The sequence below is a fragment of the Ruegeria sp. C11 genome (genome assembly GCF_056537725.1).
Genome location: NZ_JBQFSB010000017.1, coordinates 36,351 through 59,960, shown reverse-complemented (window position 1 = coordinate 59,960; position 23,610 = coordinate 36,351). Strand labels below are relative to the sequence as shown.

General features: G+C 58.5%; 25 protein-coding genes, 1 other RNA gene and 1 riboswitch. Of the genes, 12 read left to right on the top strand and 14 right to left on the bottom strand.

The features are described 5' to 3' along the window. Positions 1-217 precede the first annotated feature (217 nt). The gene (gene pdxR, locus ACR0NA_RS21170; RefSeq protein WP_480732473.1) at positions 218-1,678 is read right to left on the bottom strand and encodes a MocR-like pyridoxine biosynthesis transcription factor PdxR; all 1,461 of its coding nucleotides are present in this window, start codon (positions 1,676-1,678) and stop codon (positions 218-220) included. A gap of 138 nt (positions 1,679-1,816) precedes the next feature. On the opposite strand from pdxR, the gene ACR0NA_RS21165 reads away from it, so the two are divergent. Continuing rightward, positions 1,817-2,125 carry a metalloregulator ArsR/SmtB family transcription factor gene (locus tag ACR0NA_RS21165; RefSeq protein ID WP_170657218.1) on the top strand — a complete coding sequence of 103 codons (309 nt, stop codon included), beginning with the start codon at positions 1,817-1,819 and terminating at the stop codon, positions 2,123-2,125. Continuing rightward, positions 2,118-3,149: a permease gene (locus ACR0NA_RS21160; protein ID WP_480732471.1), complete on the top strand. Its 1,032-nt coding sequence runs from the start codon at positions 2,118-2,120 to the stop codon at positions 3,147-3,149. Before ACR0NA_RS21165 ends, ACR0NA_RS21160 begins: the two co-directional genes overlap by 8 nt. A 59-nt stretch (positions 3,150-3,208) precedes the next feature. Here ACR0NA_RS21160 and ACR0NA_RS21155 read toward each other — a convergent pair whose 3' ends face one another. Continuing rightward, positions 3,209-3,598 (bottom strand): hypothetical protein, encoded by a 390-nt coding sequence (locus tag ACR0NA_RS21155; protein ID WP_480732469.1) that lies wholly within the window; start codon positions 3,596-3,598, stop codon positions 3,209-3,211. A 54-nt stretch (positions 3,599-3,652) separates the two neighbouring features. Then, positions 3,653-4,417 (bottom strand): DUF1013 domain-containing protein, encoded by a 765-nt coding sequence (locus ACR0NA_RS21150; protein ID WP_480732467.1) that lies wholly within the window; start codon positions 4,415-4,417, stop codon positions 3,653-3,655. Between the two features lie 130 nt (positions 4,418-4,547). Here ACR0NA_RS21150 and ACR0NA_RS21145 point away from each other — a divergent pair, with 130 nt between their 5' ends. Continuing rightward, positions 4,548-5,189 carry a ribonuclease T2 family protein gene (locus ACR0NA_RS21145; protein ID WP_480732465.1) on the top strand — a complete coding sequence of 214 codons (642 nt, stop codon included), beginning with the start codon at positions 4,548-4,550 and terminating at the stop codon, positions 5,187-5,189. On the opposite strand, the gene ACR0NA_RS21140 is transcribed toward ACR0NA_RS21145, so the two are convergent. The 6 genes from ACR0NA_RS21140 to ACR0NA_RS21115 all read right to left on the bottom strand — a co-directional run bounded on the left by ACR0NA_RS21140 (position 5,186) and on the right by ACR0NA_RS21115 (position 10,240). Then, on the bottom strand, positions 5,186-5,674 hold the full coding sequence (locus ACR0NA_RS21140) for a hypothetical protein (RefSeq protein ID WP_480732463.1): 489 nt from the start codon (positions 5,672-5,674) through the stop codon (positions 5,186-5,188). The two genes, ACR0NA_RS21145 and ACR0NA_RS21140, sit on opposite strands and share 4 nt — an antisense overlap. A 128-nt stretch (positions 5,675-5,802) precedes the next feature. Further along, positions 5,803-6,366 (bottom strand): histidine phosphatase family protein, encoded by a 564-nt coding sequence (locus ACR0NA_RS21135; protein WP_480732461.1) that lies wholly within the window; start codon positions 6,364-6,366, stop codon positions 5,803-5,805. Between the two features lie 70 nt (positions 6,367-6,436). Next, the gene (recR, locus tag ACR0NA_RS21130; protein WP_480732459.1) at positions 6,437-7,030 is read right to left on the bottom strand and encodes a recombination mediator RecR; all 594 of its coding nucleotides are present in this window, start codon (positions 7,028-7,030) and stop codon (positions 6,437-6,439) included. 64 nt (positions 7,031-7,094) lie between these two features. Beyond that, positions 7,095-7,439, bottom strand: coding sequence for a YbaB/EbfC family nucleoid-associated protein (locus ACR0NA_RS21125; RefSeq protein ID WP_170657202.1), 345 nt, complete (start codon positions 7,437-7,439; stop codon positions 7,095-7,097). Between the two features lie 72 nt (positions 7,440-7,511). Continuing rightward, positions 7,512-8,381: a TauD/TfdA dioxygenase family protein gene (locus ACR0NA_RS21120; protein WP_480732456.1), complete on the bottom strand. Its 870-nt coding sequence runs from the start codon at positions 8,379-8,381 to the stop codon at positions 7,512-7,514. A gap of 95 nt (positions 8,382-8,476) precedes the next feature. Next, positions 8,477-10,240 (bottom strand): DNA polymerase III subunit gamma/tau, encoded by a 1,764-nt coding sequence (locus ACR0NA_RS21115; RefSeq protein WP_480732453.1) that lies wholly within the window; start codon positions 10,238-10,240, stop codon positions 8,477-8,479. Between the two features lie 167 nt (positions 10,241-10,407). On the opposite strand from ACR0NA_RS21115, the gene ACR0NA_RS21110 reads away from it, so the two are divergent. Continuing rightward, positions 10,408-10,911 carry a protein-tyrosine phosphatase family protein gene (locus ACR0NA_RS21110; RefSeq protein ID WP_480732451.1) on the top strand — a complete coding sequence of 168 codons (504 nt, stop codon included), beginning with the start codon at positions 10,408-10,410 and terminating at the stop codon, positions 10,909-10,911. Between the two features lie 17 nt (positions 10,912-10,928). On the opposite strand, the gene ACR0NA_RS21105 is transcribed toward ACR0NA_RS21110, so the two are convergent. Both ACR0NA_RS21105 and ACR0NA_RS21100 read right to left on the bottom strand, forming a co-directional pair. Then, on the bottom strand, positions 10,929-11,336 hold the full coding sequence (locus ACR0NA_RS21105; protein WP_480732449.1) for a hypothetical protein: 408 nt from the start codon (positions 11,334-11,336) through the stop codon (positions 10,929-10,931). A gap of 88 nt (positions 11,337-11,424) precedes the next feature. Next, a riboswitch (cobalamin riboswitch) is annotated at positions 11,425-11,630 on the bottom strand. Between the two features lie 17 nt (positions 11,631-11,647). Next, positions 11,648-12,211 carry a TetR/AcrR family transcriptional regulator gene (locus ACR0NA_RS21100; protein ID WP_480453155.1) on the bottom strand — a complete coding sequence of 188 codons (564 nt, stop codon included), beginning with the start codon at positions 12,209-12,211 and terminating at the stop codon, positions 11,648-11,650. An 85-nt stretch (positions 12,212-12,296) separates the two neighbouring features. Between ACR0NA_RS21100 and ACR0NA_RS21095 the strand changes: the two genes are divergently transcribed. Next, positions 12,297-13,154, top strand: a complete 858-nt coding sequence (locus ACR0NA_RS21095; RefSeq protein WP_480732446.1) for an alpha/beta hydrolase family protein — start codon at positions 12,297-12,299, stop codon at positions 13,152-13,154. A 72-nt stretch (positions 13,155-13,226) separates the two neighbouring features. On the opposite strand, the gene ffs is transcribed toward ACR0NA_RS21095, so the two are convergent. Beyond that, positions 13,227-13,325: signal recognition particle sRNA small type (gene ffs / locus ACR0NA_RS21090), an RNA gene on the bottom strand. Between the two features lie 166 nt (positions 13,326-13,491). On the opposite strand from ffs, the gene nudC reads away from it, so the two are divergent. Both nudC and ACR0NA_RS21080 read left to right on the top strand, forming a co-directional pair. Then, entirely contained in the window at positions 13,492-14,475 is a 984-nt protein-coding gene (nudC, locus tag ACR0NA_RS21085; protein ID WP_480732443.1) for an NAD(+) diphosphatase, read from the top strand. A 39-nt stretch (positions 14,476-14,514) separates the two neighbouring features. Then, a complete protein-coding gene (locus ACR0NA_RS21080; RefSeq protein ID WP_480732441.1) occupies positions 14,515-14,982 on the top strand; it encodes an SRPBCC family protein in 468 nt (155 codons plus the stop codon). 30 nt (positions 14,983-15,012) lie between these two features. On the opposite strand, the gene ACR0NA_RS21075 is transcribed toward ACR0NA_RS21080, so the two are convergent. After that, positions 15,013-15,846: a prephenate dehydratase gene (locus ACR0NA_RS21075; protein WP_480732438.1), complete on the bottom strand. Its 834-nt coding sequence runs from the start codon at positions 15,844-15,846 to the stop codon at positions 15,013-15,015. Positions 15,847-15,964: 118 nt separating this feature from the next. On the opposite strand from ACR0NA_RS21075, the gene ACR0NA_RS21070 reads away from it, so the two are divergent. Next, entirely contained in the window at positions 15,965-16,474 is a 510-nt protein-coding gene (locus tag ACR0NA_RS21070; RefSeq protein WP_170657225.1) for a c-type cytochrome, read from the top strand. A gap of 63 nt (positions 16,475-16,537) precedes the next feature. Here the strand turns inward: ACR0NA_RS21070 and ACR0NA_RS21065 are convergent, their stop codons facing one another. Beyond that, entirely contained in the window at positions 16,538-17,656 is a 1,119-nt protein-coding gene (locus ACR0NA_RS21065) for a calcium:cation antiporter (protein ID WP_480732436.1), read from the bottom strand. A 215-nt stretch (positions 17,657-17,871) separates the two neighbouring features. On the opposite strand from ACR0NA_RS21065, the gene ACR0NA_RS21060 reads away from it, so the two are divergent. From ACR0NA_RS21060 to ACR0NA_RS21045, 4 genes are read left to right on the top strand one after another with little or no spacing between them, the layout of a single operon-like run. Then, on the top strand, positions 17,872-19,788 hold the full coding sequence (locus ACR0NA_RS21060; RefSeq protein ID WP_480732434.1) for an extracellular solute-binding protein: 1,917 nt from the start codon (positions 17,872-17,874) through the stop codon (positions 19,786-19,788). 1 nt (position 19,789) lies between these two features. Then, positions 19,790-20,881, top strand: a complete 1,092-nt coding sequence (locus tag ACR0NA_RS21055) for a microcin C ABC transporter permease YejB (RefSeq protein ID WP_170657177.1) — start codon at positions 19,790-19,792, stop codon at positions 20,879-20,881. Next, positions 20,882-21,988 carry an ABC transporter permease gene (locus tag ACR0NA_RS21050; RefSeq protein WP_480453162.1) on the top strand — a complete coding sequence of 369 codons (1,107 nt, stop codon included), beginning with the start codon at positions 20,882-20,884 and terminating at the stop codon, positions 21,986-21,988. It begins immediately after the preceding gene. Beyond that, positions 21,985-23,562 (top strand): ABC transporter ATP-binding protein, encoded by a 1,578-nt coding sequence (locus ACR0NA_RS21045; RefSeq protein ID WP_480732431.1) that lies wholly within the window; start codon positions 21,985-21,987, stop codon positions 23,560-23,562. The genes ACR0NA_RS21050 and ACR0NA_RS21045 overlap by 4 nt, the downstream gene beginning before the upstream one ends. Positions 23,563-23,610: the final 48 nt, after the last annotated feature.

Here is a 23,610-nt window from a genome sequence, read left to right as displayed (position 1 = left end):
GCATCATCGCCGAGCCAATAATCCCAAACGCATGCTCAATACCATGCATCTGCAGTACCTTAACAAAGGCCTCTTCCGTCGTCATCTTCATCGGGGTGTACTCCAAGCAGCAATGATGATTGCCAAGGCGGATGCCCGGGCGTTGAATCTGGAATAGGCGGAAGGGGTGGCAGTAGGTTAGGGCCAGACTGAATGGCCGGGTATGTCCAGTAAAGACCTATGCGGATTGGATTGCCGAAGCGATGAGGTCAATCCCCGGCCGAATCCGATCCGGGGTGATCGAGGAATACCCCAGCCGGAAATAGTTTCGCGGACGGTCCGCCCCGAAAAAGAACGGCTCTCCGGGTTCGATATGCACGCTCTGTTTCTGCAGTGTGCGCGACAGCGTTGTCGTGTTCACATGATCCGGCGCTTTCATCCAGATTGACGACCCGCCGTGAACACCGCGCCCGGCAGCTGTCAGGCCCGCGTCCTCAATCGCGTCCTCAATCGCTATTCGACGTTCTTGCAGGGCTTTGGACATTCGCCTGATCTGCGCGTCGTAATGCCCGAGAGACAGAAAATAGGCAGCCGTACGCTGCACGTGGCCGGGCGGATGGCGCAGGACCAGAGAGCGCAAGGCCCGCGCTTCGCGGATGAAACGTTCCGATCCGACCATGTATCCAAGGCGCAGACCGGGAAACAGGGATTTCGAAAAACTGCCGACGTAGATGACCCGGCCATCGCGGTCCAGAGACTTGAGCGCCGGGGAAGGTGCGCCAAGAAAAGCCATCTCAAATTCGTAATCATCTTCGACAATCATGGCGTCGATTTCACGGGCGCGTTGCAAAAGCTCGTGCCGACGCTCAAGCGGCATGGTGGCTGTTGTCGGGCATTGATGGCTGGGCGTGGTAAAGATCACATCTGTGTCGTCGGGAATGGCTTGCGGTGGCAAACCGTCCATATCGACACGCAGTGGTGCGAGTTTGCATTCCGATCGCAGCAGCAACTCGCGCAGGGCGTAATAGCAGGGGTCTTCGATCGCTGCCTTGCGGCTGCGGTTCAGCAACACCCGCGAAGCTAGCCAGAGGGCGTTCTGTGCCCCAAGCGTGATCAGTATTTCTTCGGGTCGGGCAGCGATTCCCCGTCGTGGCAGAGTGTGACGCGCGATGAACTCGACCAGCAAAGGATCATCCGCATCGACATAATCGCCAGTCAACGAGGCGAAATCCTTGTGCCCCAGGGCGCGCACCGCGCACAGGCGCCAATTGGCATGGTCAAACAGGGTCCGATCGGCCTGTCCGTAGATGAAAGGATAGCGATAGTCGCGCCAGTCCATCGGCTTTGGCAGAACGTCGCCGCCCGAGAATCGCCGCGCCAGCGCCTTGCCCCAATCCACGGTTTCCTCACCGCGCTGCATGGGTGCATAGGTTGGTGGAACAGGTGCATTTTCAGAAACATAGTAGCCGGATCGTCCCCGAGAGACGAGGTAATCATTGGCCAGAAGCTCGGTATAGGCCAGCGTGACGGTGATTCGGCTGACCCCCAGATGACCGGCCAGTTTCCGGGATGACGGCAGCTTTTCCCCCACATGGAATCGTCCTGACAGGATGCCTTCGGCGATCATCTGCTGGATTTGCGCCTGCAGTGTGCCTTGCCCGTCAGGTTTCAGAAAGAATGTGTCGACTGCGATCCCCATTCAGGCACCTTAACGTGGACTTAAGGTGCGCACAATCTGGACTTACATTCGAAACGATCCCTCAGCTGAGAAAATTTGGTTGACTTCCACACGATTCTAAACCAAATAACTAGAAATCTAGTTTAATGGAGATAAGCAATGTGGGAAACAGCAGCCGCGGGTTTTTCTGCAATGGGATCCGAAGCCCGGCTTCAGGTGCTCAAGACACTGGTCCGCGCCGGTGAGGCGGGTCTGACCGTGGGTGAAATCCAGAACCGGACGGGCATCGCGCCGTCGACACTGGCGCATCACCTCAGGTTTCTGGCGGCCGGTGGAGTGGTTGAACAGGAAAAGGCCGGACGCACCACGATCAACCGGGCACGGTTTGATGAACTTAAAAAACTTGCGCAATTCATTCTGAGCGAATGTTGCGCCGACGAAGAGAGAAAGGCCGCCAACAATGGCTGAACTGACGCAAAATCCCAGACCAGTTGCCAAAAGCGCGCTGGAATGGGCCAAGACACCCTGGGCGCTGATTGTTGCCATTCTGGCGGCCGTCGCCGTGCTTGATCCCGGAAACTGGACCACGGTCGTGACCTTCGCGGGCAAGGCGTTGGCCCATACCGGGCAGTATATTCTGTTTGCGGTTCTGTTGCTCGCCTATCTCAAGGCGACAGGTGCCGAGGTGATGGTCGCGCGCGCTTTTGTCGGGCGCGAGACGCGGATGATCTATCTGGCCGCGCTCTTTGGCGGGCTTGCCCCGTTCTGCTCCTGCGAGGTCATTCCGTTCATTGCCGGTTTGCTGGCGTTGGGCGCCCCGCTGTCTGCTGTGATGGCATTCTGGCTGAGCTCCCCTTTGATCGACCCGCCGACCCTTTTGATTACGGCAGGGGCACTGGGCTGGCCTTTCGCGATTGGCAAGGCTGTTGCCGCTATTGCGTTGGGACTGTTTGGGGGCTTTGCCGTGAAACTGTTGATGAAACAGGGCGCGTTTGCTGAACCGTTGCGGGAATACAAGCCCGCTGGCTGCTGCGGCTGCGGCCCCAGCAAGGAGGAAAAGCCACATTGGCGGTTTTGGGAAGAGGCCGAGCGCCGCAGCAAGTTCCGCACCGAATTCGTGCATAACGGCCTGTTCCTGCTGAAATGGTTGGCCTTCGCCTATGTTCTGGAGGCCTTGCTGGTCAGCTATGTCCCTGCGGATCTGATCGCGGGAGCAGTCGGCGGTGAAGGTCTTTTCCCCATCATTGTCGCCGCTCTGGTCGGGATGCCTGCTTACCTGAATTCTTATGTAGCGCCGCCGCTTCTGGCAGGGCTGATGGAACAGGGCATGACTGCAGGCGCCGCGATGGCCTTTATGGTGGCGGGCGCTGTCAGCTCGATCCCTGCGATGGCGGCAGTCTGGTCTCTGGTCAAGCCGCGCGTATTCGCGACATATCTTGGGCTTGGTATCAGTGGGGCAATTGCGGCGGGGGCATTGTTCCAGCTGATCTGATAAGAGTGCCGCCCGTTATAAAGGGGCGGGCGGCACTCCACCTGGCAACGGGTATTCCGTTATCCGGCCTCGCAATATCGCGGAAGTTTAAAACGGTATCGCGCGTCACCGCTTTCGACAAAAACCCGTTTCTCTATGCAGGCAGTCGTTCCCACGGTTGTCGAAACCTCGGCCTCGGTTGATGTGATCGATGCGGCAGACCCGTCCGGCAAACGTACCGATGCGATGACGCCGTTGTTCAGGTCTCCGTTGATCGGCGTGGCGGACAGAACGGGCACAGTCATGAACGAGTCATGCTCGTGCCTGCCATCGCCGCTGAACAAAAGCAGGCCGGTCAGAATGGCGAACAGGGCTACAACGCCCAGAACGGCCAACCCCTTGGTCTGAAAAAAAACATAGATCGAGACGGCCCGGTGGGGGCCAAAGACAGTTGAAAGAACGTTCAGCATTGCATCCTGCAGATACAGAAAACCCCGGCCTGATCAGGCCGGGGCCAATTCGGGTCAGGGACGGGTTTCGCCATCCTCGTCTTCGTCGTCGCCGCCGCCTTTGGGCAGGTTGAAGAAGCTGTCCGCGTCGATGATCGGATCGCTGTCTTTCTCATCTTCGCCATCATCGGACAACGAGAATGTTTCCAGACCTTCGATTGCCGTCGGAATTTTCGGTGCGGCGTCCATTTCCAGCGACTGTTCGGTCGAGACCAGCTTGCGGCGCTCATCATCGCTCATCACGCCGCCTTCGGCTGCTTTCTTGGCAGCGGCCTTTTGGACCACAGCATCCAGTTCCGACTGTTTGCAGAGGCCCAGAGCGACCGGATCGATCGGCTGCATGTTGGCGATGTTCCAGTGTGTGCGTTCGCGGATCGACTGGATCGTGGGTTTGGTGGTGCCCACCAGTTTGGCGATTTGGCCATCGCTGAGTTCCGGGTGAAACTTGACCAGCCACAGGATCGAGTTCGGACGGTCCTGACGCTTGGACAGCGGTGTATAACGCGGGCCACGGCGTTTTTCCTCGCCGGTAGCGGCGGGGTTGAACTTGAGCTTCAGCTTGTGCAGTGGGTTGCCCTGCGCCGTGTCGATCTCGTCCTGCGTCAGTTGGTTGTTGGCAATCGGGTCGAAACCTTTGACGCCAGCCGCAACATCTCCGTCTGCGATGCCCTGCACCTCAAGCTCGTGCATCCCCACGAAATCCGCGATCTGCTTGAAGCTGATCGTGGTGTTGTCCACCAGCCATACGGCTGTTGCCTTGGCCATAAGCGGTTTTGCCATCAGCCCGTCTCCTATAAATACATCTGTCCCGTCGCCGGAATTCGGCGGCCCCGTGGTGTTGGGGCAGGTTTCCGTTGTCGGGGAACTTGGGCTGTATATAGTCGCGCATGGGCAAGAAGGGAAGAGGCGAATGCGCTGGGTGGTTCTGGGGCCGGTTTTGTGGATGTTCAGTGCGATGGCGGTGCTGGCGGATGGCGAAAAGGCGGGCGAATTCGACTACTATGTCCTGTCTCTCAGTTGGTCGCCCAACTGGTGCGCGCGCGAAGGCGATGCGCGCGGGTCGGACCAATGCGACGCGCGGCATGACCACGGGTGGATTCTGCACGGGCTCTGGCCGCAGTACCATCAGGGCTGGCCAGCTTTCTGCCGGACCACTGAGGCACCCCCATCGCGCGGCATGACCCGTGAAATGGAAGATATTCAGGGCAGTTCCGGTCTGGCCTGGCATCAGTGGAAAAAACACGGCACTTGTTCCGGCCTTTCCGCGCCCGACTATTTCGCCCTTTCACGGCAGGCCTACGACCGAGTCGAGCGCCCCAAGGTGTTCCGCAAGCTGGACGCATCCGTCAAGCTGCCCGCCTCGGTGGTTGAGGAGGCGTTTCTGAAAGCCAATCCGGGTCTGGAAAGAGACATGGTCACGGTGACCTGCCGGGATGGATACATCGAAGAGGTCCGCCTGTGCCTGTCCCGTGATCTTGATCCCGTGCCCTGCGGTCGGGATGTGATCCGTGACTGCACCGCCAAGGACGCCCTGTTCGATCCGATTCGCTAGAGCTTCTTGTTCTGGCAATCCCGTGCGTATTCCAGTGCCTTGGCGGTCCCTTTTAGGTCAATCGCCATCACCCGCTCACCTGATGGGTTATAGACGGTCATGGTCTTGTTCTTCGCAATGGCATTGACGAAATTCCGGTCGGTGAAAAACACCGTTCCTCCCGGCACACGGTCCTGTCTGAACCCGATCGCCGTGGCATCAAAGCTCTTGCCGTCCAGTTCGAACCGGATCGGATAGCTCTGCCCCGGTTCGATATCACCCCAAGCCTTGTTGTAGACGGTAAAATACCCACGATTGCCCAGCGCGTCATAACCCAGGCGAACAACCGAGAGGTCCTGATAAACCGTCTGGATCAGGCACCCGTTGCCAAGGCTGGGGTCCATCATGATGTTCCAGCCTTCGACAAAGCCCTTGTCGATCAGTTCCTGAGACATAGCGGCAGTTGCGGTGAAGGCGGCAAAGGCAAGGGCGAGAAGGCGGGTCATCGAAAAGCTCCCAAAAAAACGCTGAGTTTATCATTCTTTAGCGCAGTATGGCGGCCAGCCATAGAGGCTTGTCAGAAAGCAGGTGCGGCTAATGCAGTCAAATTCTGCCCCAATTGCTGACAGCCGGGTCACATCAGGATGGTTTCGGAGTTTTGGGAGAGGTGAAAAATGCACCCCTGGGTCCTTGGCAGCTGAAGAAGCTGATCCAAATCCAGCCCTAACCAGATACCCCTGAGCACCAGTGAGGTAACACCATGTGTTACTACAATTGCCGGTGCGTCCTGCTCGTCCAGAAAGGATCGGACTCTTATGGCAATGTCCTCAAAGCTTTCACCGCCAGGACTTTGAAAAAACCAATGATGACTTTCGTACGGGGATTCGATCTGGGTTCGGATGAAATCTCTTGTGGCACCTTCCCATTGGCCAAAGGCTATCTCCATCAACCGATTGTCGGATTTTGCTACCAAATGAGGCGCAATTGCCAGCCTCGCCGTGTGTTGAGCCCGCTCCTGCGGGCTGACGAAAACACGTGAAGGCGCGTTTGGAACGCGGTTGAGGATCTCGTACTGCCTCACCGCCTGAGACTTGCCGGTTTCGGTCAGAGGAGAATCCTTGCGGCCCTGGAATTTACCCAGCTTATTCCACTCGGTTTCACCGTGCCTCAGGACAAAAAGATCGGGGTATTTGTTCAAGAGAATACCTGTGAGAATTTGATGTGTTCCGGTAAAATTCGGTCAACTGGAGCTGAAAAGTGCTACTAGTCTAAATTTCCTTCCGCGCCCGCAGCGCTGCCGTAATTGTCCCGTCATCCAGGTAATCCAGCTCTCCGCCAATCGGCACACCTTGCGCCAGTGAGGTCAGGCGCACCTGTCCCTCCAGCTGATCCGCGATGTAGTGGGCCGTGGTCTGGCCGTCGACGGTGGCGTTCAGCGCCAGAATGACCTCGGATATCCCCTCGGCCGTCACCCGATCCTTGAGGCGCGGAATGCGCAATTCGTCCGGGCCGACCCCGTCCAGCGCCGACAGCGTGCCGCCCAGAACGTGATAGCGGCCTTTGAATACCCCTGCGCGCTCCATCGCCCAGAGGTCGGCCACATCCTCGACCACGCACAACTCTCCGGTAGCGCGGACTTCGTTGTCGCAGATATCGCAGATATCGGTGGTGCCTACATTGCCGCAGTTCAGGCATTCGCGGGCGGTGGCGGCCACCTGCTGCATCGCGTCAGACAGAGGTGTCAGCAGCAGGGCGCGTTTGCGGATCAGGTGCAATACCGCGCGGCGGGCCGAGCGCGGCCCGAGGCCCGGCAGCTTGGCCATCAGGTCGATCAGGTTGTCGATATCGCTGTTCGAACTCACCACGCGTTCTCCTGCAAATGGGCCGGGCACCGATGCCCGGCCATTGATCCGTCAGGAGGGTGTATCAGAACGGCAGCTTGATGTCTTTCGGCAGACCCATGCTTTCAGTGAGTTTTGCCATTTCTTCCTGCGAACGCTCGGCCGCCTTGACCTGCGCGTCCTTGATGGCGGCAAGGATCAGGTCCTCGACCACTTCCTTGTCGTCGCCATTGAAGATCGACGGATCAATATCGAGGCCCTTCAAATCGCCTTTGGCGGATGCGGTTGCCTTGACAAGGCCCGCGCCAGATTCGCCTGTGACCACGATGTTGTTCAGCTCTTCCTGCATCTCGGTCATCTTGGTCTGCAGTTCCTGTGCGGATTTCATCATCTTGGCCATATCGCCCAATCCGCCGAGTCCTTTGAGCATTGGTTTTCTCCTGTATGCCGGTTTGACGCCTAGATACGGGGGGTCAGTGCGCGGCACAAGGGGCAGGGTGGCTCAGATGACGCGCACGGAATTCAGACCATCCGCTTCGGTCACCGAGCAGCAGATCGAGCGTAAAACGCGGGGATGATCATAATCCCACGGGCGACCCCGATGCAGTGTTGCGCGTTCATCCCAGATCAGAACGTCGCCGACCTTCCACTCATGAGAATAAACATATTCAGGGCGCGTGCAGAATTCGATTGCCTCTTCAAGGGTTTGCTGGCTTTCGGAATGACCCATGCCTTCTATGGCAAAGGCGTGCGAGGCGATAAACAGCGCTTCTTCCCTGGTCACCGGATTTGTCCAGATCGCGCGCCATGGCCGGTCGGGCCAGCGGGTCATGCGCGGCAAAGCGGCAAGGTCGGCCGAGATCTTCGACCGGGAATGTGAAAGCCTGTGCCAGATTATGGCATCGCGCAAGGCATCTTTCAGATGGTCCGGCATATCGGCCCATGCCGCACGCGTTGAGGCGATCTGGGTTTCGCCGCCGCTTGGCGGTACGACATGCGCCGTCAGAATGTTGATCAATGCAGGGATCGGCAGAAATGTGCTGTCGGTGTGCCACAACATGTTGGCCTGCAGATCCAGAAGCCGCAGATCGTCCCGGGCTCGCATTCCTTTGTCAGTCTGGTTGGATAGTTCCGAGACCTGAAACTCCAGATCCCGCCCGGCGGCCATGGCTTCGCGATTTTCCAGTGGGCCAAACAATGCGCCAAGGCGCGTGTGATCCGAATCGGAGATCGACTGGCCGGGGAACAGCAGTAGGGAATGCGCCTCGAACGCTGCCCGGATTTCGGGATAGAGGTGGCTTTCCGTCACCTCGCGCAAATCCACGTCGTGAATGGTCAGTCCAAACCTTTGATGCAGCGGGGTTGTTCTCATGTCACTCAAACTCGCAGGGTTTTGGTCAGAGTGAGAGGCGCAGGCCCGGGTTTCAAGCCGGTTTGCGACATCGCTGCAGATGTGTGCAAGACGCGTCAGTCTTCTTCGAATGGATCCCACTCATCCTCGACCTCGGGTAGGGCTTCGGTCTCGACCTTGGCGGCCAGTTGCTCAACGGTCTGAATCTTGGTGATGCGTGCCTTGGGGAACTGCGCCAGCACGGCCTGTACCATCGGATGTTCTCCGGCTTCGGCCCTCAGGGCGAGTTCTGCGGCGTCGCGCAATTCGGCAATCGTCGGCGCGTCGCCGTTCGAGGCGACGGACACCGCCCATCTGTTCCCCGTCCAGCGCTGCAGGGATGAACCCAACCGTTGCGCCAGATCCGTCGGGGCCTGTTCGGTTGGCGTGAATTCGATCCGGCCCGGTTGGTATGATACCAGTCGCACACCGCTTTCCACCTCAACCAGCAGCTTTACGTCGCGGTTCGAGCGGATCAGTTCGACCACATGCTCAAAGGTCGGATAACGCGCCAGGGCCGCCTGCAGTTCCTGCGCCAGAGCGGCTGTCGGTGCACCTCCGCTTCCACGCGGTGGCGGCACATGGGCAGGTGCGGCAACGACACCCGCATTTGTGACGGCAGAACTGTTGCCGTTTACCGGGACGCCACCGCCCGGGCCGCCCGGAGGCGGAGGAGGCGTGTCCTGAAGACGCCGGATCAGTTCCTCGGGGCTGGGCAGGTCGGCCACATGCGTCAGGCGGATAACCGCCATTTCCGCCGCCATCATGGCGTTAGGTGCGGCGGCTACTTCTTCCAGCGCCTTCAACAGCATTTGCCACATCCGGGTCAGCACGCGCATCGGCAGGGCCTGCGCCATCTGCTGGCCGCGGGCGCGTTCGTCCGGTGAAACGGTCGGGTCCTCGGCGGCGTCCGGCGTGATTTTGACCACCGATATCCAATGGGTGATTTCGGCCAGATCGCGCAATACCGCCAGCGGGTCGGCCCCTTCGGCATATTGCGCGCCCAGTTCGGTCAGTGCCCCCGCCGCGTCGCCGCGCAGGATCATGTCAGTCAGATCCAGTACGCGCCCTCTGTCCGCCAGCCCCAGCATCGCGCGTACCTGATCGGCCGAGGTTTCCCCCGCCCCATGAGAAATCGCCTGATCCAGCAGCGATGTCGCGTCACGGGCGGAACCTTCCGCGGCGCGGGTGATCAGGGCCAGTGCGTCTTCGGCGATTTCCGCGCTTTCGGCGCTAGCGATTCTGCGCAACAGGCCAAGCATGTCCTCAGGCTCGATCCTGCGCAGATCAAAGCGCTGGCAGCGGGACAGAACCGTCACCGGAACCTTGCGAATCTCGGTGGTGGCGAAGATGAACTTTACATGCTCGGGTGGTTCCTCCAGCGTTTTGAGCAGCGCGTTGAAGGCGCTGGTCGACAGCATGTGCACTTCGTCGATGATGTAGATTTTATAGCGCGCGCTGGCGGCGCGGTAGCGGACCGAGTCGATGATCTCGCGAATATCGTTGACGCCGGTGCGGCTGGCCGCATCCATTTCCATGACATCAACATGGCGGCCTTCCATGATGGCCGTGCAATGTTCACACTTGCCACAGGGTTCCGTCGTTGGACCGCCTTCACCATCCGGGCCGATGCAGTTCATGCCCTTGGCAATGATCCGTGCGGTGGTGGTTTTGCCGGTGCCCCGAATACCGGTCATGATAAAAGCCTGCGCAATCCGATCGGCTTCGAAGGCATTTTTCAGTGTCCGCACCATCGCGTCCTGACCGACAAGATCGGCAAAGGTTTCGGGGCGGTATTTTCGGGCAAGGACCTGATAGGCCGTGGATGCGGTGTCGGTCATGTCTGCTCTGGCGGATTCGTACTGAAGCCGCAGCGTAGAGCCCCCCGCCGCCCGCGTCCACAGCAGGTCGTTGCGAAATTAATTTGGATAATGCCCGATGCGGGGTAAATTACAGCTGTGGGTAACCGGACGGCCATGACTGACAGGGTCTGTTTGGGGGGAGTTAAATGTCTGAACTGGTGATATACGCCTTGCAGGTCGGCGGCGGAACGCTGGCCATTTCCCCGCTGCCGGGACGTGGCGGAAGATATTCCGAAGATTTGAACACGATTGCCGACTGGCAACCAGGCCTTGTGATCTCGATGACCACCGAGGTTGAGATGATTCAGGAGGGCGCGCGGCATTTTGGCACCGACATTCAAAGCCGCGCCAGCCGCTGGGTGCATCTGCCAGTCGAGGATTTCGGAGCGCCGCCTGCCGAAATTCGCGCGCGATGGCGTGATGCTAGCGCCTCTGCCCGGCAGGCGTTGTCGGGTGGTGGACGTGTGCTGGTGCATTGCAAAGGCGGGTGCGGCCGCTCGGGCATGGTTGCCCTGCGGTTGATGGTAGAGTGCGGCGAAACACCCGCAAAGGCGCTGAGCCGCCTGCGTGCCGTGCGCCCTTGCGCGGTCGAGACCGAAGGGCAGTTGGACTGGGCCACAAAGCCCGCGCAGGCGCACGCGCAGCACTGACAGTAACTTGCGGTGACTTAAGCCGAAGCGTGGGTCGGACCACAGGTGGCGGCGTTGGCTGCTCGAGGCGTCGCCTCTAGAATCGCGCAGGGTGGATTGGTGATCCAACCGGACGGCAGGGATGTTGAGGCCGGATTCAACAGGACATCCGCATAGCGGTCCAGCTGAGCGGTTTCGGTTGCTTCATCCACATCGCAGTACACGCGAATCCGGCTTCCATTTGCGTGAAACCGCGCCGTACAGCCGCCAGGGCAATGTGCAAGTTCAATGTTACCCTCGATCTCGAAGCCGTCCGAAGTTGCCCGGCGAGCCTGTGTGACGGCCTTGGTAAGAGTGTTTGCCATGTGCAACAACGCCGGGCAGGGTTCGCCGGTACGTTGGCAGACCGTGGCTGAAAGCACGTGTGTCTCGGTTTTCAAAATCATGATGCGCCCTCCGCGCGACGGATGGGGCGTTGATCAGGGGAAAGACGGCGCTGTGCGTCAAACCCATTACGGACACCCCGCCCGAATTCGAGTTACAGTTTCGATGGCAGGTCTCCTGACTTGCGGGTCATTGCTTTGCCGACCTTCCCGGCCATTCGGCCAGTGGCATTTCGGCATTGCTCTCCGCCTACAGTTGCGGGGGCAGTCGCGGCATTGGTTCAATTGAACCGCACCGTGTTCCCTTTTCATCCCGTCCGAAGATTCGGCACGGAAACCATCACGCAAGTGCTACCCGCACGGAAGCGCCCGGGTCAACGGAATTCGTCGAACCGCATCATCTTTGGAAGTCCGCGCAGTACGTCCGAATTCTGCCGGGCGCGCGCCAGTTGCCATCCGCCCTGCAGCAGGATGAACAGTGCATCTGCCTGAAGGTCGGGGTCTGGTACGTTCAGGCGCCTTGCGTGGTCTTTCACTTCGGTCATCCAGCCTTCGTACAGATGATAGGCGTGCTCGCGAAATTCGGTGTTCTCGGGCCCTTCGAACAGCGTTGCCGAGATGGGGCAGGTGTCCCAATGCCCTGACTTATCGAAAAGTTTCGCGATCTTGTGGCACAGGGTCTCAACACCTTCTCGAAAGTTCCCGGCGGGCTCAAACGAGGCTGCGATCAGGCGCAGCATGCCATCCGACGCCCATGTCGCGGCAGCAAGCGCCAGATCGGATTTACCGTTCGGAAAGTGATGATAAAGCGAACCCTTGGGCGCATTCGCAGCCATAAGCAATTCAGACAGACCAACGCCATGATAACCCGAACGCTGGAACAGCTCGGCAGCGGTGCGGATCAGGCGGTCTTTGGTCGGAAGCGGACGTTCGGTCATTTGAATTGCATATTGACGAGATTAGACCGATTGGTCCAGAACGAATTGAATGGACCGATTGGTCCAGTGATTGGCGGGGTGTGTGATGTTGGACAGCCAGAACTCGGTAGCAGTCGAAGATTTCAGGTTTCCATCGGGCGGCGCGGAACTTTCGGCCCGCCTGTATTCACCGGCATCTGAACCTTCAGTGGTGGTCGTTCTTAACGGCGCGACGGGTGTACCCAGGGATTATTACAAGCATTTTGCCCGATGGCTGGCAGCGGAAAAGGGAATGGCCTGCCTGACCTATGACTATCGTGATTTCGGCCATTCGCAGACAGGCCCACTAAAGGCGTCCACAGTGACCATGGCAGACTGGGCCCTGATCGATATGCCAGCTGCACGAACTGAGATGCGGCGCAGGTTCCCTAACGCGAAACTGTGGGTCATAGGTCATTCCGTTGGCGGGATGCTTGGGCCGGTGCAACCCGGTATTGAAGAGATCGACCGGATGATCTGCGTCTGCTCGGGTCTGGTGCATCACAGTGATCACCCATGGCCCTATCAGGGACTGGCGCGGCTGTTCTGGTTTGGCCACGCGCCTCTGCTGGTTCGCTTGATGGGGTATCTTCCCGGGCGGATGATCGGGTTTGGCGCGGATTTGCCGCCGCTGGTCTATTGGCAGTGGCGGAAATGGTGCACCTCGCGGCAAAGCTATCTGCCCGAAGCGGGACAGGGCCTGCCAGCAGCGGATTGGGGCCGTTCGGACGCTCAGGTGGAGATGTTTGCCTTTACCGACGATCAGGTGATTCCTCCGAAATGTGTCTGGCGTCTGGCCGATGTCTATGGCCCCGCAGCGCAAAGGCACGAATTGAATCCGGGTGACTTCGGGCTTGAGGACGTTGGGCATCTCGGGGCATTCGCCCGCCGGAATGCAGCCGTCTGGCCTAAGCTGATGGCGTGAATAGTCGGCCACTGTTACGGGCACAAACCGTCAGACCAGCGCGGTTCTTGCGATCACGATTGTAGCAGGAAAAGGTGAGAGGCTGGACATCGACCCAAGCGGGACTCGTTGTGGCTGCTTCCTTCCGGACCTGACCAGGTTGGCGAGGCGCTCGCCCGCGCCAACCTCTCGCAGCCGATATAGGCAACAGATCGGAAAATGGCAACCCGACAACATCAAACGTAATTAGCTTATTAAACCGCGCCAAGGCGTATATGAGGTCTTTTGACATTAGAACGGGCATTGCGCCGCCGGGCCAGCCGTGGCAGCCATTTGCCCGTAACAAATGAGGGCGGGAATGAAACGCGCAGAGCAGGTAACATTCGGCGGATCGGGTCTGGATCGGGCGGCGCATATTCGTAGTGATCCACAGGCGATGGCCAATGCCGTGGTGCATCAGGATGCGCAATGCCTGCTGCTGTGGCGCGGCAAGGTTCTGGTGCAGGGCGAGCGCCTCAATCATCTTGCTTATGTGCGGATGTCTCATCCGCTTGTTACGGCAGGTCCGGGCGGTGCGATGGAAGAGCCGGTTTTACTGGGTGTCGGGAGTGGCGGAGCACCCATTTTTGCTGCTGACATTTCAAACTGGGCAGCCGAAGGGCTTGATCTTTCAGGTGTCGGCAACTTTGTCGATAGAACCGAACAGCAGCACCCGGATTTGCCAGAAGGCCATGTATTTGCCGAACTACGCCGGATCATGACCCGTCTGAATACGCGGGATGCTGAACTGGCGGCCACTGCAAAGGCCGTGATCGGCTGGCATGAAACACACCGGTTCTGTGCCAGATGCGGCGCGCCAAGCCAGATAACGCAGGCTGGATGGCAGCGAAGCTGTCCAGCTTGCAACGGGCAGCACTTTCCCCGCACTGATCCAGTTGTGATCATGCTGATAACGCATGGCGATTCCGTGCTGATGGGGCGGTCGCCCGGTTGGCCTGAGGGGATGTACTCACTGCTTGCGGGATTTGTTGAACCGGGTGAGACGTTGGAGGCCGCAGTGCGGCGCGAGGTCATGGAAGAGGCAGGCGTGCCTGTCGGGCAGGTCGGTTATCTGGCCAGTCAGCCCTGGCCTTTCCCGGCATCCCTGATGTTCGGGTGCCATGGTGAGGCGCTTTCACGCGAGATCAGGATCGATCCGGTTGAGATCGAGGATGCGCTCTGGGTCAGCAAAAGCGAAATGATGCAGGCTTTTGCCGGGGACCATCCCAAGCTATTGCCTGCCCGAAAAGGTGCGATTGCGCATTACCTGCTGCAAAACTGGCTTGCGGATACGCTGGACTGAGGAAAGACTGCACCGCAAAAGAGAGCCGTCAGAAACACGATGCAATTTTCAGCCAGAGAAGATATCGAAGCCCCGATCCACGCCGTTTTCGACATGGTTGCTGATTTCGACCGTTTTGAGCGCATGGCCATCCGGCGCGGGCTCGAAATCCGGCGTATCGGTACTCCGGATCATGATATGGCCGGTACGAGTTGGGAAACGGTGGTCACCATTCGCGGGAAACCGCGCCATGTTAATGTGGTCCTGACCAATTGTGAGGCACCGTCCCTGATGCGTTTCGAGGCCCTGAGCAAAGGCATGAGCGGAGAAACCGTGATCGAACTGATGGCGTTGTCACAACGAAGAACACGATTGAGCATCAATACCTCTATTGCCGCAAAAACGCTGCCGGCACGTTTGTTGCTGCAATCACTGAAACTCGGGCGGTCCCGCATCAAACGTCAGTTTCAGGTTCGCTTTTCCGAGTTCGCGCGGAATCTCGAAGAGCGGAATGCGCACAGGACCTGAAATTGGTCCCTGCACCGCTGCCTGTTAAACTCAGTTTCGGGGGCGTGCTGCCGGGTAAACACCCAGAATTTCGACATTTGTGGTGAAGTGCTCTAATTCATCCATGGCCAGTTTCACGTTCTCGTCATCGGGATGCCCGACGATGTCCGCATAAAACTGGGTGGCCGTGAACGATCCGTCGACCATGTAGCTTTCAAGCTTTGTCATGTTGACGCCATTGGTGGCGAAACCGCCCATCGCCTTGTAAAGCGCTGCCGGGATGTTGCGGACCTGAAAGACGAAACTGGTCAGCATACCGTGTGCGCCGCGGCGCGATTCGTCGGCTTGCCGCGACATGACCAGAAATCGGGTGGTGTTGTCGCCACGATCTTCGATATGGCGGGCCAGAACGTTCAGCCCGTAAATTTCACCTGCAAGCTCGCTTGCCAATGCTGCCGAGTGCTTTTCGGCTTGTTCCGCCACTTCGCGGGCGGCGCGCGCATTGTCCGGGCTGACACGTCCGCGAATGTTGTGCTGACGCAGAAATCCTTCGCACTGGGGCAAAAGGACCAGATGGGAATGCGCTTCGGTAACGTCGCTCAGCGTTGCCCCCGGAACGCCCAGCAGGTTGATGTGAACGCGAACGAAAGCCTCGTCGATGATGTGCAGACCGCTGTGGGGCAGCAGCCGGTGAATGTCGGCAACTCTGCCATAGGTCGAGTTTTCGACCGGCAGCATCGCCAGTTCCGCTTCGCCGGACCGGACCGATTCGATCACGTCTTCGAAGGTACGGCAGGGCAGCGCGTCCATGTCGGGCTTTGCATTCCTGCAGGCCTCGTGACTATAGGCGCCGGGCTCTCCCTGAAAGGCGATGCGATTTGTCATTGGACGATTCCCTGCAACAGGTTATTGATTGGGCGTTTAGTCGCGGTGTCTATACCTTGCCTCTTGCAAGTGGAAGCCTTAGACACCCGCGCAGACAGCTGAAATGGACTCGCGATCAATGTTCGACACGATGACAGTTACCAAGGCCGCTGCCGGCCTGTTTGGCGCCTTTTTGGCGCTGCTCCTGGCCAAATGGGGCGCCGACGTTCTCTATAGTGTTGGGGGGCACGACGCCGAAGCCGCCTATATCATCGAGACCGAAAGCTCGGGTGAAAGCGCTGACGGCGAAGAGGTGGTATTCGAGGAACTGCTGGCCGCAGCCGATCCCGAAAAAGGTGCGCGGGTATTCCGCAAGTGCACCGCGTGTCACAAGCTGGAAAAAGGTGCCAATGGTACCGGTCCGTACCTTTACGGTGTCGTAGACCGCCCGCTGGCCTCAGCCGAAGGTTTCACCGGCTATTCCGCAGGCATGCAGTCGCATGGCGGCAACTGGACGCCGGAAGCACTGGATGCATTCCTGCTCAAGCCGAGCTCGTATATTTCGGGTACATCCATGAGCTTCGCCGGTCTGAGAAAGGCCGAGGATCGGGTCAACCTGATTGCATATCTGCAAACCATTGGCGACTGATCCGGTCACCGGGATTTGAATTGAAAGGCCGCTGCCCCGTGCAGCGGCTTTTTTTGTGCGCGATCAGGGAAAAAAGATCAGCATCAGGTAGACAAGAAACAGGACCAGATGCACGGCGCCCTGCAGGATGCTGGTGCGGGTGCCGCCAAACGTCAGGTTGCAGGTCAGCAGCGTCAGCAACAGCATGATGATCGACGCGTCATCCAGACCCAAAGGCACCGAGAGCCCCATAATCAACCCGACCGAAAGCACGGCCGGAACGGTCATGCCGATCGATGCAAGGGCCGAACCCAGCAACAGGTTGATCGAACGCTGCAGCCGGTTTGCCCGCGCCGCGTTGATTGCAGCCATGCTTTCAGGGGTCAGGATCAGCAGCGCGATCAGCACACCGCCCAACGCCGCAGGCGCGCCAACACCGACAATTCCGAAATCCACCAGTTTTGCCACCCGTTTGGACAACAGGATGATCGGCAGCAAAGTCAGGATCAGGAACACGGCGTGATACGTTCCGGACCTGATCGGGCCATGATGCTCGTGCACGTCATCGGTTGCTGAACTGCGGCTGGGGTTGTCATCCGGAAAGTAGGGCTGTTCGAAAAAGGTTCGGTGCCGGACCGTCTGAATACCCAGAAATACCAGATAAAGAAGGGTCGTCGCGCAGGCAAGGAACATGGCTTGCAGCGGCGCATAGCTGGGATCAGGTGTCGAGGTGGTGAACCGCGGCAGAACCAGCGCCAGTATGGACAGAGGAAACAGAACGGCAAAAAATGCCCGCGCGCCCTGCAGATTGTAGTTTTGTGTCGAATGGCGCAGGCCACCGAACAAGAGGGCCGCTCCGACCAGACCGTTCAGAACGATCATCAGAACCGCGAACATGGTGTCCCGCGCCAACGTCGGGGCCGAGTCGCCTGACAGCATTACCGCAACGATCAGCGACACTTCGATACCGATGACCGAAACCGTCAGGATCAACGTCCCATAGGGTTCGCCCAGCAACTCTGCCAGAGCGTCTGCGTGGCGAACAACGCCGAACGATGCCCATAGAACCGCAATGAACAGACCAAGGAACAGAACCGCCGCGAACAGGGGATTTTGCAGATCCTTCAGCCACAGATCGCCGCCGAACTGAAAGAGTGCGACGGTCAGAACGCCGACGATCAGAGGCGCCTCTTGGCGCAGCATTGTTATCCCTGTTACCTGGGGGTGTGAAAATTTGTTGTCCATGCATTCGCTTTGACACAGATTTGAATGTCAGGAAATTGCGTTAATCCGCCCAAATTAGCTTATAAATCAAACTTCACAAAGCGTTCACGCATTCTAAACTTGCAACTGCCAGTGCTGGACCTTTAGCTAGCGCAAACGAAATAAAGAACGATATCGACCAGAGGAAGAGCCAGATGAAATCCCCCCAAGTGCCGACCGTCGCGCTGAAACCCAAACATCGGGCATGGGCGGCTGCGCTTGGAGTTTCACTTGCGCTGACACTTGCAGCCTCGGGGGAGGTACGCGCCGGGGATGAAGGTATCACACGCAGTCATGGGTATTCTTATTTCGGCAATCTGGATTATCCCGAGGACTATCCGCATCTTGAATACGTCAATCCCGATGCCCCCAAGGGTGGCGAACTGGCGTTGTCGGCATCCGGGACATTCGACTCTCTTAACCCCTATTCCCGCAAGGGGCGCGCCGGAGCACTGACCACACTTCAGTATGACCGTCTGATCGAAAGCACCGATGATAGTGTCGGGCAATATTACGGGGTGCTGGCGGAAAGCCTGGAATACGACGAGGGTCGCAATTACGTCATTTTCCATCTCCGCCCCGAGGCCACATTCTGGGATGGATCTCCGGTCACCGCCGATGATGTCGTGTACAGCCACAGGCTGTTTATCGAACAGGGCTTGCCATCTTATGCGCAGGCCGTGGGCCGGATGGTGACAAACGCCGAAGCGCTGGATGATCACACCGTCAAATTTACCTTCGATCCCGAGGTCACTCGCCGCAGCCTGATCGAGACCGTTGGTTCAACGCCCGTGTTCTCGAAGGCATGGTTCGAGGCTGACGAGTCCCGCCGCCTGGACGAGCCGCGCCTCGAAGTGGCCGTCGGGTCCGGCCCGTACAAGCTGGACAGCTATGACATCAACCGGCGCATTCTGTACAAACGCCGCGATGATTACTGGGGCAAGGACCTGCCGATCAATCGTGGGCGGCACAACTATGACACCATCCGGGTGGAGTATTTCGCCGATCAGACCGCCGCGTTCGAGGCGTTCAAGGCCGGTGAATACACGATGCGGATCGAAAGCGACCCCAAGCTCTGGGCGTCCAGCTATGATTTCCCAAAGCTGACCGAAGGCTCGGTGGTTCAGGATGAAATCCCGGATGGCAGCCCCCCGACGCCGTCGGGTTTCGTGTTCAATCTGGGCAAGCCGCAATTTGCAGACAAGAACGTTCGCAAGGCGCTGGCGCTGGCCTTCAACTTTGAATGGGCCAACGAATCCCTGATGTTCGGTCTGAACTCTCCGCGCAGTTCTTTCGTGGAAGGTACACATCTTGAGGCGAAAGGCACCCCTGAAGGTGCAGAGCTGACATTCCTGCAGTCTCTGGGGGAAGTGGTGCCATCGGAATTTCTGGCTGAGCCGGCTGTCGTCACGCATGAATCCCGGTCCGGACGTTTGAATGACAGGCGTAACCTGCGTCAGGCTTCGAACCTGCTGGACGAGGCCGGTTGGCAGGTGAGCGACGGAAATCTGCGCCGCAACGCGCAGGGGCAGACTCTGAAGGTCAACATCCCCTATCCATCCAATATCCCGACCTCGACCGCGACAATGATCGAGACATTTGTGCAAAACCTACAGGCAATCGGTGTGGACGCTAGCGCGGAAAAGGTGGATCCCGCCCAGTACACTCTGCGCAGTCGCGAGCGGGATTACGACATGGTGTATTCCACGCGCTATGGTTCTTTCCTGTCGACGGGTGGTGGGTTGAGCCAGATGTACGGCTCGGATGAGGCCGCGTTCAGCCTGTTCAACCCCGCCGGTCTGGCCAGCCCTCTGGTCGATGCGATTATCGAAGCATCGTTCGAAACGGAAAATCAGGAAACCCAGGATGCAGCCCTGATGGCGCTTGACCGGGCATTGCGGTATGAGTTCTTCGTCATCCCCGATGGCTATATAGCGGACTACTGGACGGCCTATTACGATATGTACGAATACCCTGAAAACCTGCCCCCGTTCGGTCTTGGCTATCTTGATCTGTGGTGGGTAAACTCCGAGAAACAGGCCGCGCTGAAGGCAAAGGGCGCGCTGCGGTAAAATGGGCGCCTATATTCTCCGCCGCCTGTTGCTGGTTATTCCGACGCTTCTGGGCATCATGATCGTCAACTTCACGCTGGTGCAGTTCGTGCCGGGCGGCCCGGTCGAGCAGATCATCGCCCAGATCGAAGGGCAGGGTGATGTGTTCGCCGGTTTTGCCGGATCGGGCGAAGCCGGGGCCAGCGCCGAACCTGCTGGCGGGTTCGATGACAAATATGTCGGCGCACGAGGTCTGCCGCCTGAATTCATTGCCCAGCTTGAAAAAGAATTCGGGTTCGACAAGCCGCCGCTCGAGCGGTTCCTGTCCATGATGGGCAACTATCTGACGCTGGATTTCGGTGAAAGCTACTTCCGTTCGATCAGCGTGATCGACCTTGTGCTGGAAAAGATGCCGGTATCGATCTCGCTTGGCCTGTGGTCGACCCTGATCGCCTATCTGGTTTCCATTCCGCTGGGTATCCGCAAGGCGGTCCGGGATGGCTCAACCTTTGATACCTGGACCAGTGGCGCGATTATCGTGGCCTACGCTATCCCCGGCTTTCTGTTCGCCATCCTTCTGCTTGTCCTGTTTGCCGGTGGTTCGTACTGGCAGATCTTCCCGCTGCGGGGGCTGACGTCGGACAATTGGGACAGTCTCAGTCTGGTTGGCAAGGTTCTGGATTACTTCTGGCACATCACGCTGCCAGTTGTGGCTTCGACCATCGCCGCCTTCGCGACATTGACGCTGCTGACCAAGAACTCGTTTCTGGACGAGATCAAAAAGCACTATGTCATGACAGCGCGTGCCAAGGGGCTGAGCGAGAGCAAGGTTCTGTATGGTCACGTTTTCCGCAACGCCATGCTGATTGTGATTGCAGGCTTTCCGGCGGTGTTTATCGGGGTCTTCTTCTCGGGCTCGATCATCATCGAAACGATTTTCTCGCTCGACGGCCTCGGTCGTTTGGGGTTCGAGGCCGCCGTCGCGCGGGACTATCCGGTGATCTTCGGGACGCTGTTCATCTTTGGCCTGCTCAGCCTTGTCATCGGTATCATCAGCGACCTGATGTATGTGCTGGTCGATCCGCGCATCGATTTCGAAAAGCGGGAGGGATAAATGGCTCTGTCACCTCTCAACCAGCGCCGCTGGCGCAACTTCCGGCGCAATGGCCGGGCCTTCTGGTCGCTTATCATATTCTCTGTGCTGTTCGGTGTGTCGCTTTTTGCCGAGTTCATCGCCAATGACAAACCGATCCTGGTGAAGTACCGGGGTGAGTTCTTTACTCCGATTTTCAGGTTCTACCCGGAAACGGATTTTGGCGGCGACTTCAAGACCGAGGCGATCTATCGCGACCCCGAGGTCCAGTGCCTGATCGACAGCGGTGGGCTGGAAGACTGCTTTGACGACCCCGAAGGCATCATCGACGAAATTCAGGCGGGGACGTTCGAAGGAGAAGGCTTTGAACGGGGCTGGGCCATCTGGCCGCCCATCCCGTATTCCTTCAACACGTCGGTTGATCGTCCGGGGGCCGCACCGTTGCCACCGAACGGTCAGAACCTGTTGGGCACGGATGATACAAAACGCGACGTTCTTGCCCGCGTGATCTATGGTTTCCGGCTTTCGATTCTGTTTACCCTGCTGGTCACGGGCGTTGCCAGTCTGATCGGTGTGTTTGCCGGTGCCATACAGGGCTTTTTCGGGGGCTGGCTGGATCTGATTTTCCAGCGGATCATCGAAATCTGGTCTGCCACCCCGTCGCTTTACGTTATCATTATTATGTTCGCCATTCTGGGACGAAGTTTCTGGCTGCTGGTCGCGCTAATGATCCTGTTTTCGTGGACCGGTCTGGTGGGCGTGGTCCGGGCTGAATTCCTGCGGGCGCGAAATCTGGAATACGTGCGCGCGGCCAAGGCGCTGGGCGTCGGAAACATGACCATCATGTTCCGCCACATGCTGCCCAATGCAATGGTGGCGACGCTGACTTTCATGCCCTTCATCGTCACCGGCACGATTGGTGGTCTGGCCTCGCTGGACTTTCTGGGTTTCGGTCTGCCATCGTCGGCCCCGTCTTTGGGTGAGCTGACATTGCAGGCGAAACAGAACCTGCAGGCGCCCTGGCTGGCCTTCACCGCCTTTTTCACCTTTGCCATCATGCTGTCGCTTCTTGTCTTCATTTTCGAAGGCGTCCGCGATGCGTTCGACCCGAGGAAGACATTCTCATGAGCCTTCTTGCCGTGAACAACCTCAGGGTTTCATTTCAGCAGGACGGGCGTGTTTCGGCCGCAGTCAAGGGGGTCTCGTTCACCGTTGATCGCGGTGAAACCGTTGCTTTGGTGGGCGAGTCCGGATCGGGCAAGTCGGTCACGGCGCTGTCTACGGTTTCCCTGCTTGGGGAAAGTGCAGCGGTCGAAGGTTCTGTCCTTTATGACGGGCAGGAGATGATCGGCGCATCCGAGCAGCGTCTGATGGATGTGCGCGGCAACGATATCAGCTTTATCTTTCAGGAGCCGATGACCTCGCTCAACCCGCTGCACACGATCCAAAAGCAGATGGCGGAATCTCTGGCACTTCATCAGGGGCTTGTCGGAGATCAGGCGCGTGACCGGATTCTGGAATTGTTGAACAAGGTCGGCATCCGCGATCCCGAAGAGCGTCTGGACAGCTATCCGCATCAGTTGTCCGGCGGGCAGCGCCAGCGCGTGATGATTGCGATGGCATTGGCGAACAAGCCCGACATTCTGATCGCGGATGAGCCGACAACAGCGCTGGACGTAACAATTCAGGCCCAGATTCTGGAGCTTCTGGCGGAATTGCAACGATCTGAAAACATGGGGATGTTGTTCATCACCCACGATCTGGGCATCGTGCGGCGGATTGCCGATCGCGTCTGCGTCATGAAAGATGGCGAGATTGTCGAGACCGGAGAAACCACCGAAATCTTCGACAATCCACAACACCCCTATACCAGAAAGCTGCTGGCCGCCGAGCCGTCGGGCTCACCTGATCCACTGCCCGCTGATGCGGAAGAAATTGCGCGTACCGATCACCTCAAGGTCTGGTTTCCGATCCAACGCGGGTTTTTCAAGCGCACGGTTGGTTACGTAAAGGCGGTGAATGACGCCTCGATTTCCGTTCGGGCAGGTGAAACGCTGGGCATCGTTGGCGAAAGCGGTTCGGGCAAAACAACGCTGGCACTTGCGATCATGCGGCTGATCTCGTCCGAAGGCGGGATTACCTTTCGCGACCGGGATGTGCGGCGATGGTCCACGCGGCAGTTGCGACGCCTGCGCAAGGATATGCAGATCGTGTTTCAAGACCCGTTCGGTTCGTTGAGCCCGCGCATGACGTGCCAACAAATCATCGCAGAAGGGTTGGCCATTCACAACGTGGACCCGCATCGCGAGCCGCGCGAATTGGTTGCCGAAGTGATGGACGAAGTCGGCCTCGACCCGGAGGCGATGGACCGCTATCCGCACGAGTTCTCGGGCGGTCAGCGGCAGCGTATCGCGATTGCGCGGGCGATGGTCCTGCGGCCCAAACTGCTGGTTCTGGACGAGCCGACCAGCGCACTGGACATGACGGTGCAGGTGCAGATCGTCGATTTGCTTCGGAACCTGCAGCGCAAATACGGTCTGGCCTATCTGTTCATATCTCACGACCTGAAGGTTGTGCGGGCGATGTCCCACAACGTGCTGGTGATGAAACAGGGTGACATTGTCGAGATGGGCACTGCCGATGCGCTGTTTGAAAACGCCCAAACCGAATACACCCGCGAACTGATCGCGGCGGCGGGATAGGGCGGGCTTTGTACCCGCCCGCCTGCGCCAAAATCGCCGGTCTTACTT

Coding starts and splice junctions, on each gene's coding strand:
- pdxR (WP_480732473.1), bottom strand. CDS start 1,678: ATGGGGATCGCAGTCGACACATTCTTTCTGAAACCTGACGGGCAAGGC.
- ACR0NA_RS21165 (WP_170657218.1), top strand. CDS start 1,817: ATGTGGGAAACAGCAGCCGCGGGTTTTTCTGCAATGGGATCCGAAGCC.
- ACR0NA_RS21160 (WP_480732471.1), top strand. CDS start 2,118: ATGGCTGAACTGACGCAAAATCCCAGACCAGTTGCCAAAAGCGCGCTG.
- ACR0NA_RS21155 (WP_480732469.1), bottom strand. CDS start 3,598: ATGCTGAACGTTCTTTCAACTGTCTTTGGCCCCCACCGGGCCGTCTCG.
- ACR0NA_RS21150 (WP_480732467.1), bottom strand. CDS start 4,417: ATGGCAAAACCGCTTATGGCCAAGGCAACAGCCGTATGGCTGGTGGAC.
- ACR0NA_RS21145 (WP_480732465.1), top strand. CDS start 4,548: ATGCGCTGGGTGGTTCTGGGGCCGGTTTTGTGGATGTTCAGTGCGATG.
- ACR0NA_RS21140 (WP_480732463.1), bottom strand. CDS start 5,674: ATGACCCGCCTTCTCGCCCTTGCCTTTGCCGCCTTCACCGCAACTGCC.
- ACR0NA_RS21125 (WP_170657202.1), bottom strand. CDS start 7,439: ATGCTCAAAGGACTCGGCGGATTGGGCGATATGGCCAAGATGATGAAA.
- ACR0NA_RS21120 (WP_480732456.1), bottom strand. CDS start 8,381: ATGAGAACAACCCCGCTGCATCAAAGGTTTGGACTGACCATTCACGAC.
- ACR0NA_RS21115 (WP_480732453.1), bottom strand. CDS start 10,240: ATGACCGACACCGCATCCACGGCCTATCAGGTCCTTGCCCGAAAATAC.
- ACR0NA_RS21110 (WP_480732451.1), top strand. CDS start 10,408: ATGTCTGAACTGGTGATATACGCCTTGCAGGTCGGCGGCGGAACGCTG.
- ACR0NA_RS21105 (WP_480732449.1), bottom strand. CDS start 11,336: ATGATTTTGAAAACCGAGACACACGTGCTTTCAGCCACGGTCTGCCAA.
- ACR0NA_RS21100 (WP_480453155.1), bottom strand. CDS start 12,211: ATGACCGAACGTCCGCTTCCGACCAAAGACCGCCTGATCCGCACCGCT.
- ACR0NA_RS21095 (WP_480732446.1), top strand. CDS start 12,297: ATGTTGGACAGCCAGAACTCGGTAGCAGTCGAAGATTTCAGGTTTCCA.
- nudC (WP_480732443.1), top strand. CDS start 13,492: ATGAAACGCGCAGAGCAGGTAACATTCGGCGGATCGGGTCTGGATCGG.
- ACR0NA_RS21080 (WP_480732441.1), top strand. CDS start 14,515: ATGCAATTTTCAGCCAGAGAAGATATCGAAGCCCCGATCCACGCCGTT.
- ACR0NA_RS21075 (WP_480732438.1), bottom strand. CDS start 15,846: ATGACAAATCGCATCGCCTTTCAGGGAGAGCCCGGCGCCTATAGTCAC.
- ACR0NA_RS21070 (WP_170657225.1), top strand. CDS start 15,965: ATGTTCGACACGATGACAGTTACCAAGGCCGCTGCCGGCCTGTTTGGC.
- ACR0NA_RS21065 (WP_480732436.1), bottom strand. CDS start 17,656: ATGCTGCGCCAAGAGGCGCCTCTGATCGTCGGCGTTCTGACCGTCGCA.
- ACR0NA_RS21060 (WP_480732434.1), top strand. CDS start 17,872: ATGAAATCCCCCCAAGTGCCGACCGTCGCGCTGAAACCCAAACATCGG.
- ACR0NA_RS21055 (WP_170657177.1), top strand. CDS start 19,790: ATGGGCGCCTATATTCTCCGCCGCCTGTTGCTGGTTATTCCGACGCTT.
- ACR0NA_RS21050 (WP_480453162.1), top strand. CDS start 20,882: ATGGCTCTGTCACCTCTCAACCAGCGCCGCTGGCGCAACTTCCGGCGC.
- ACR0NA_RS21045 (WP_480732431.1), top strand. CDS start 21,985: ATGAGCCTTCTTGCCGTGAACAACCTCAGGGTTTCATTTCAGCAGGAC.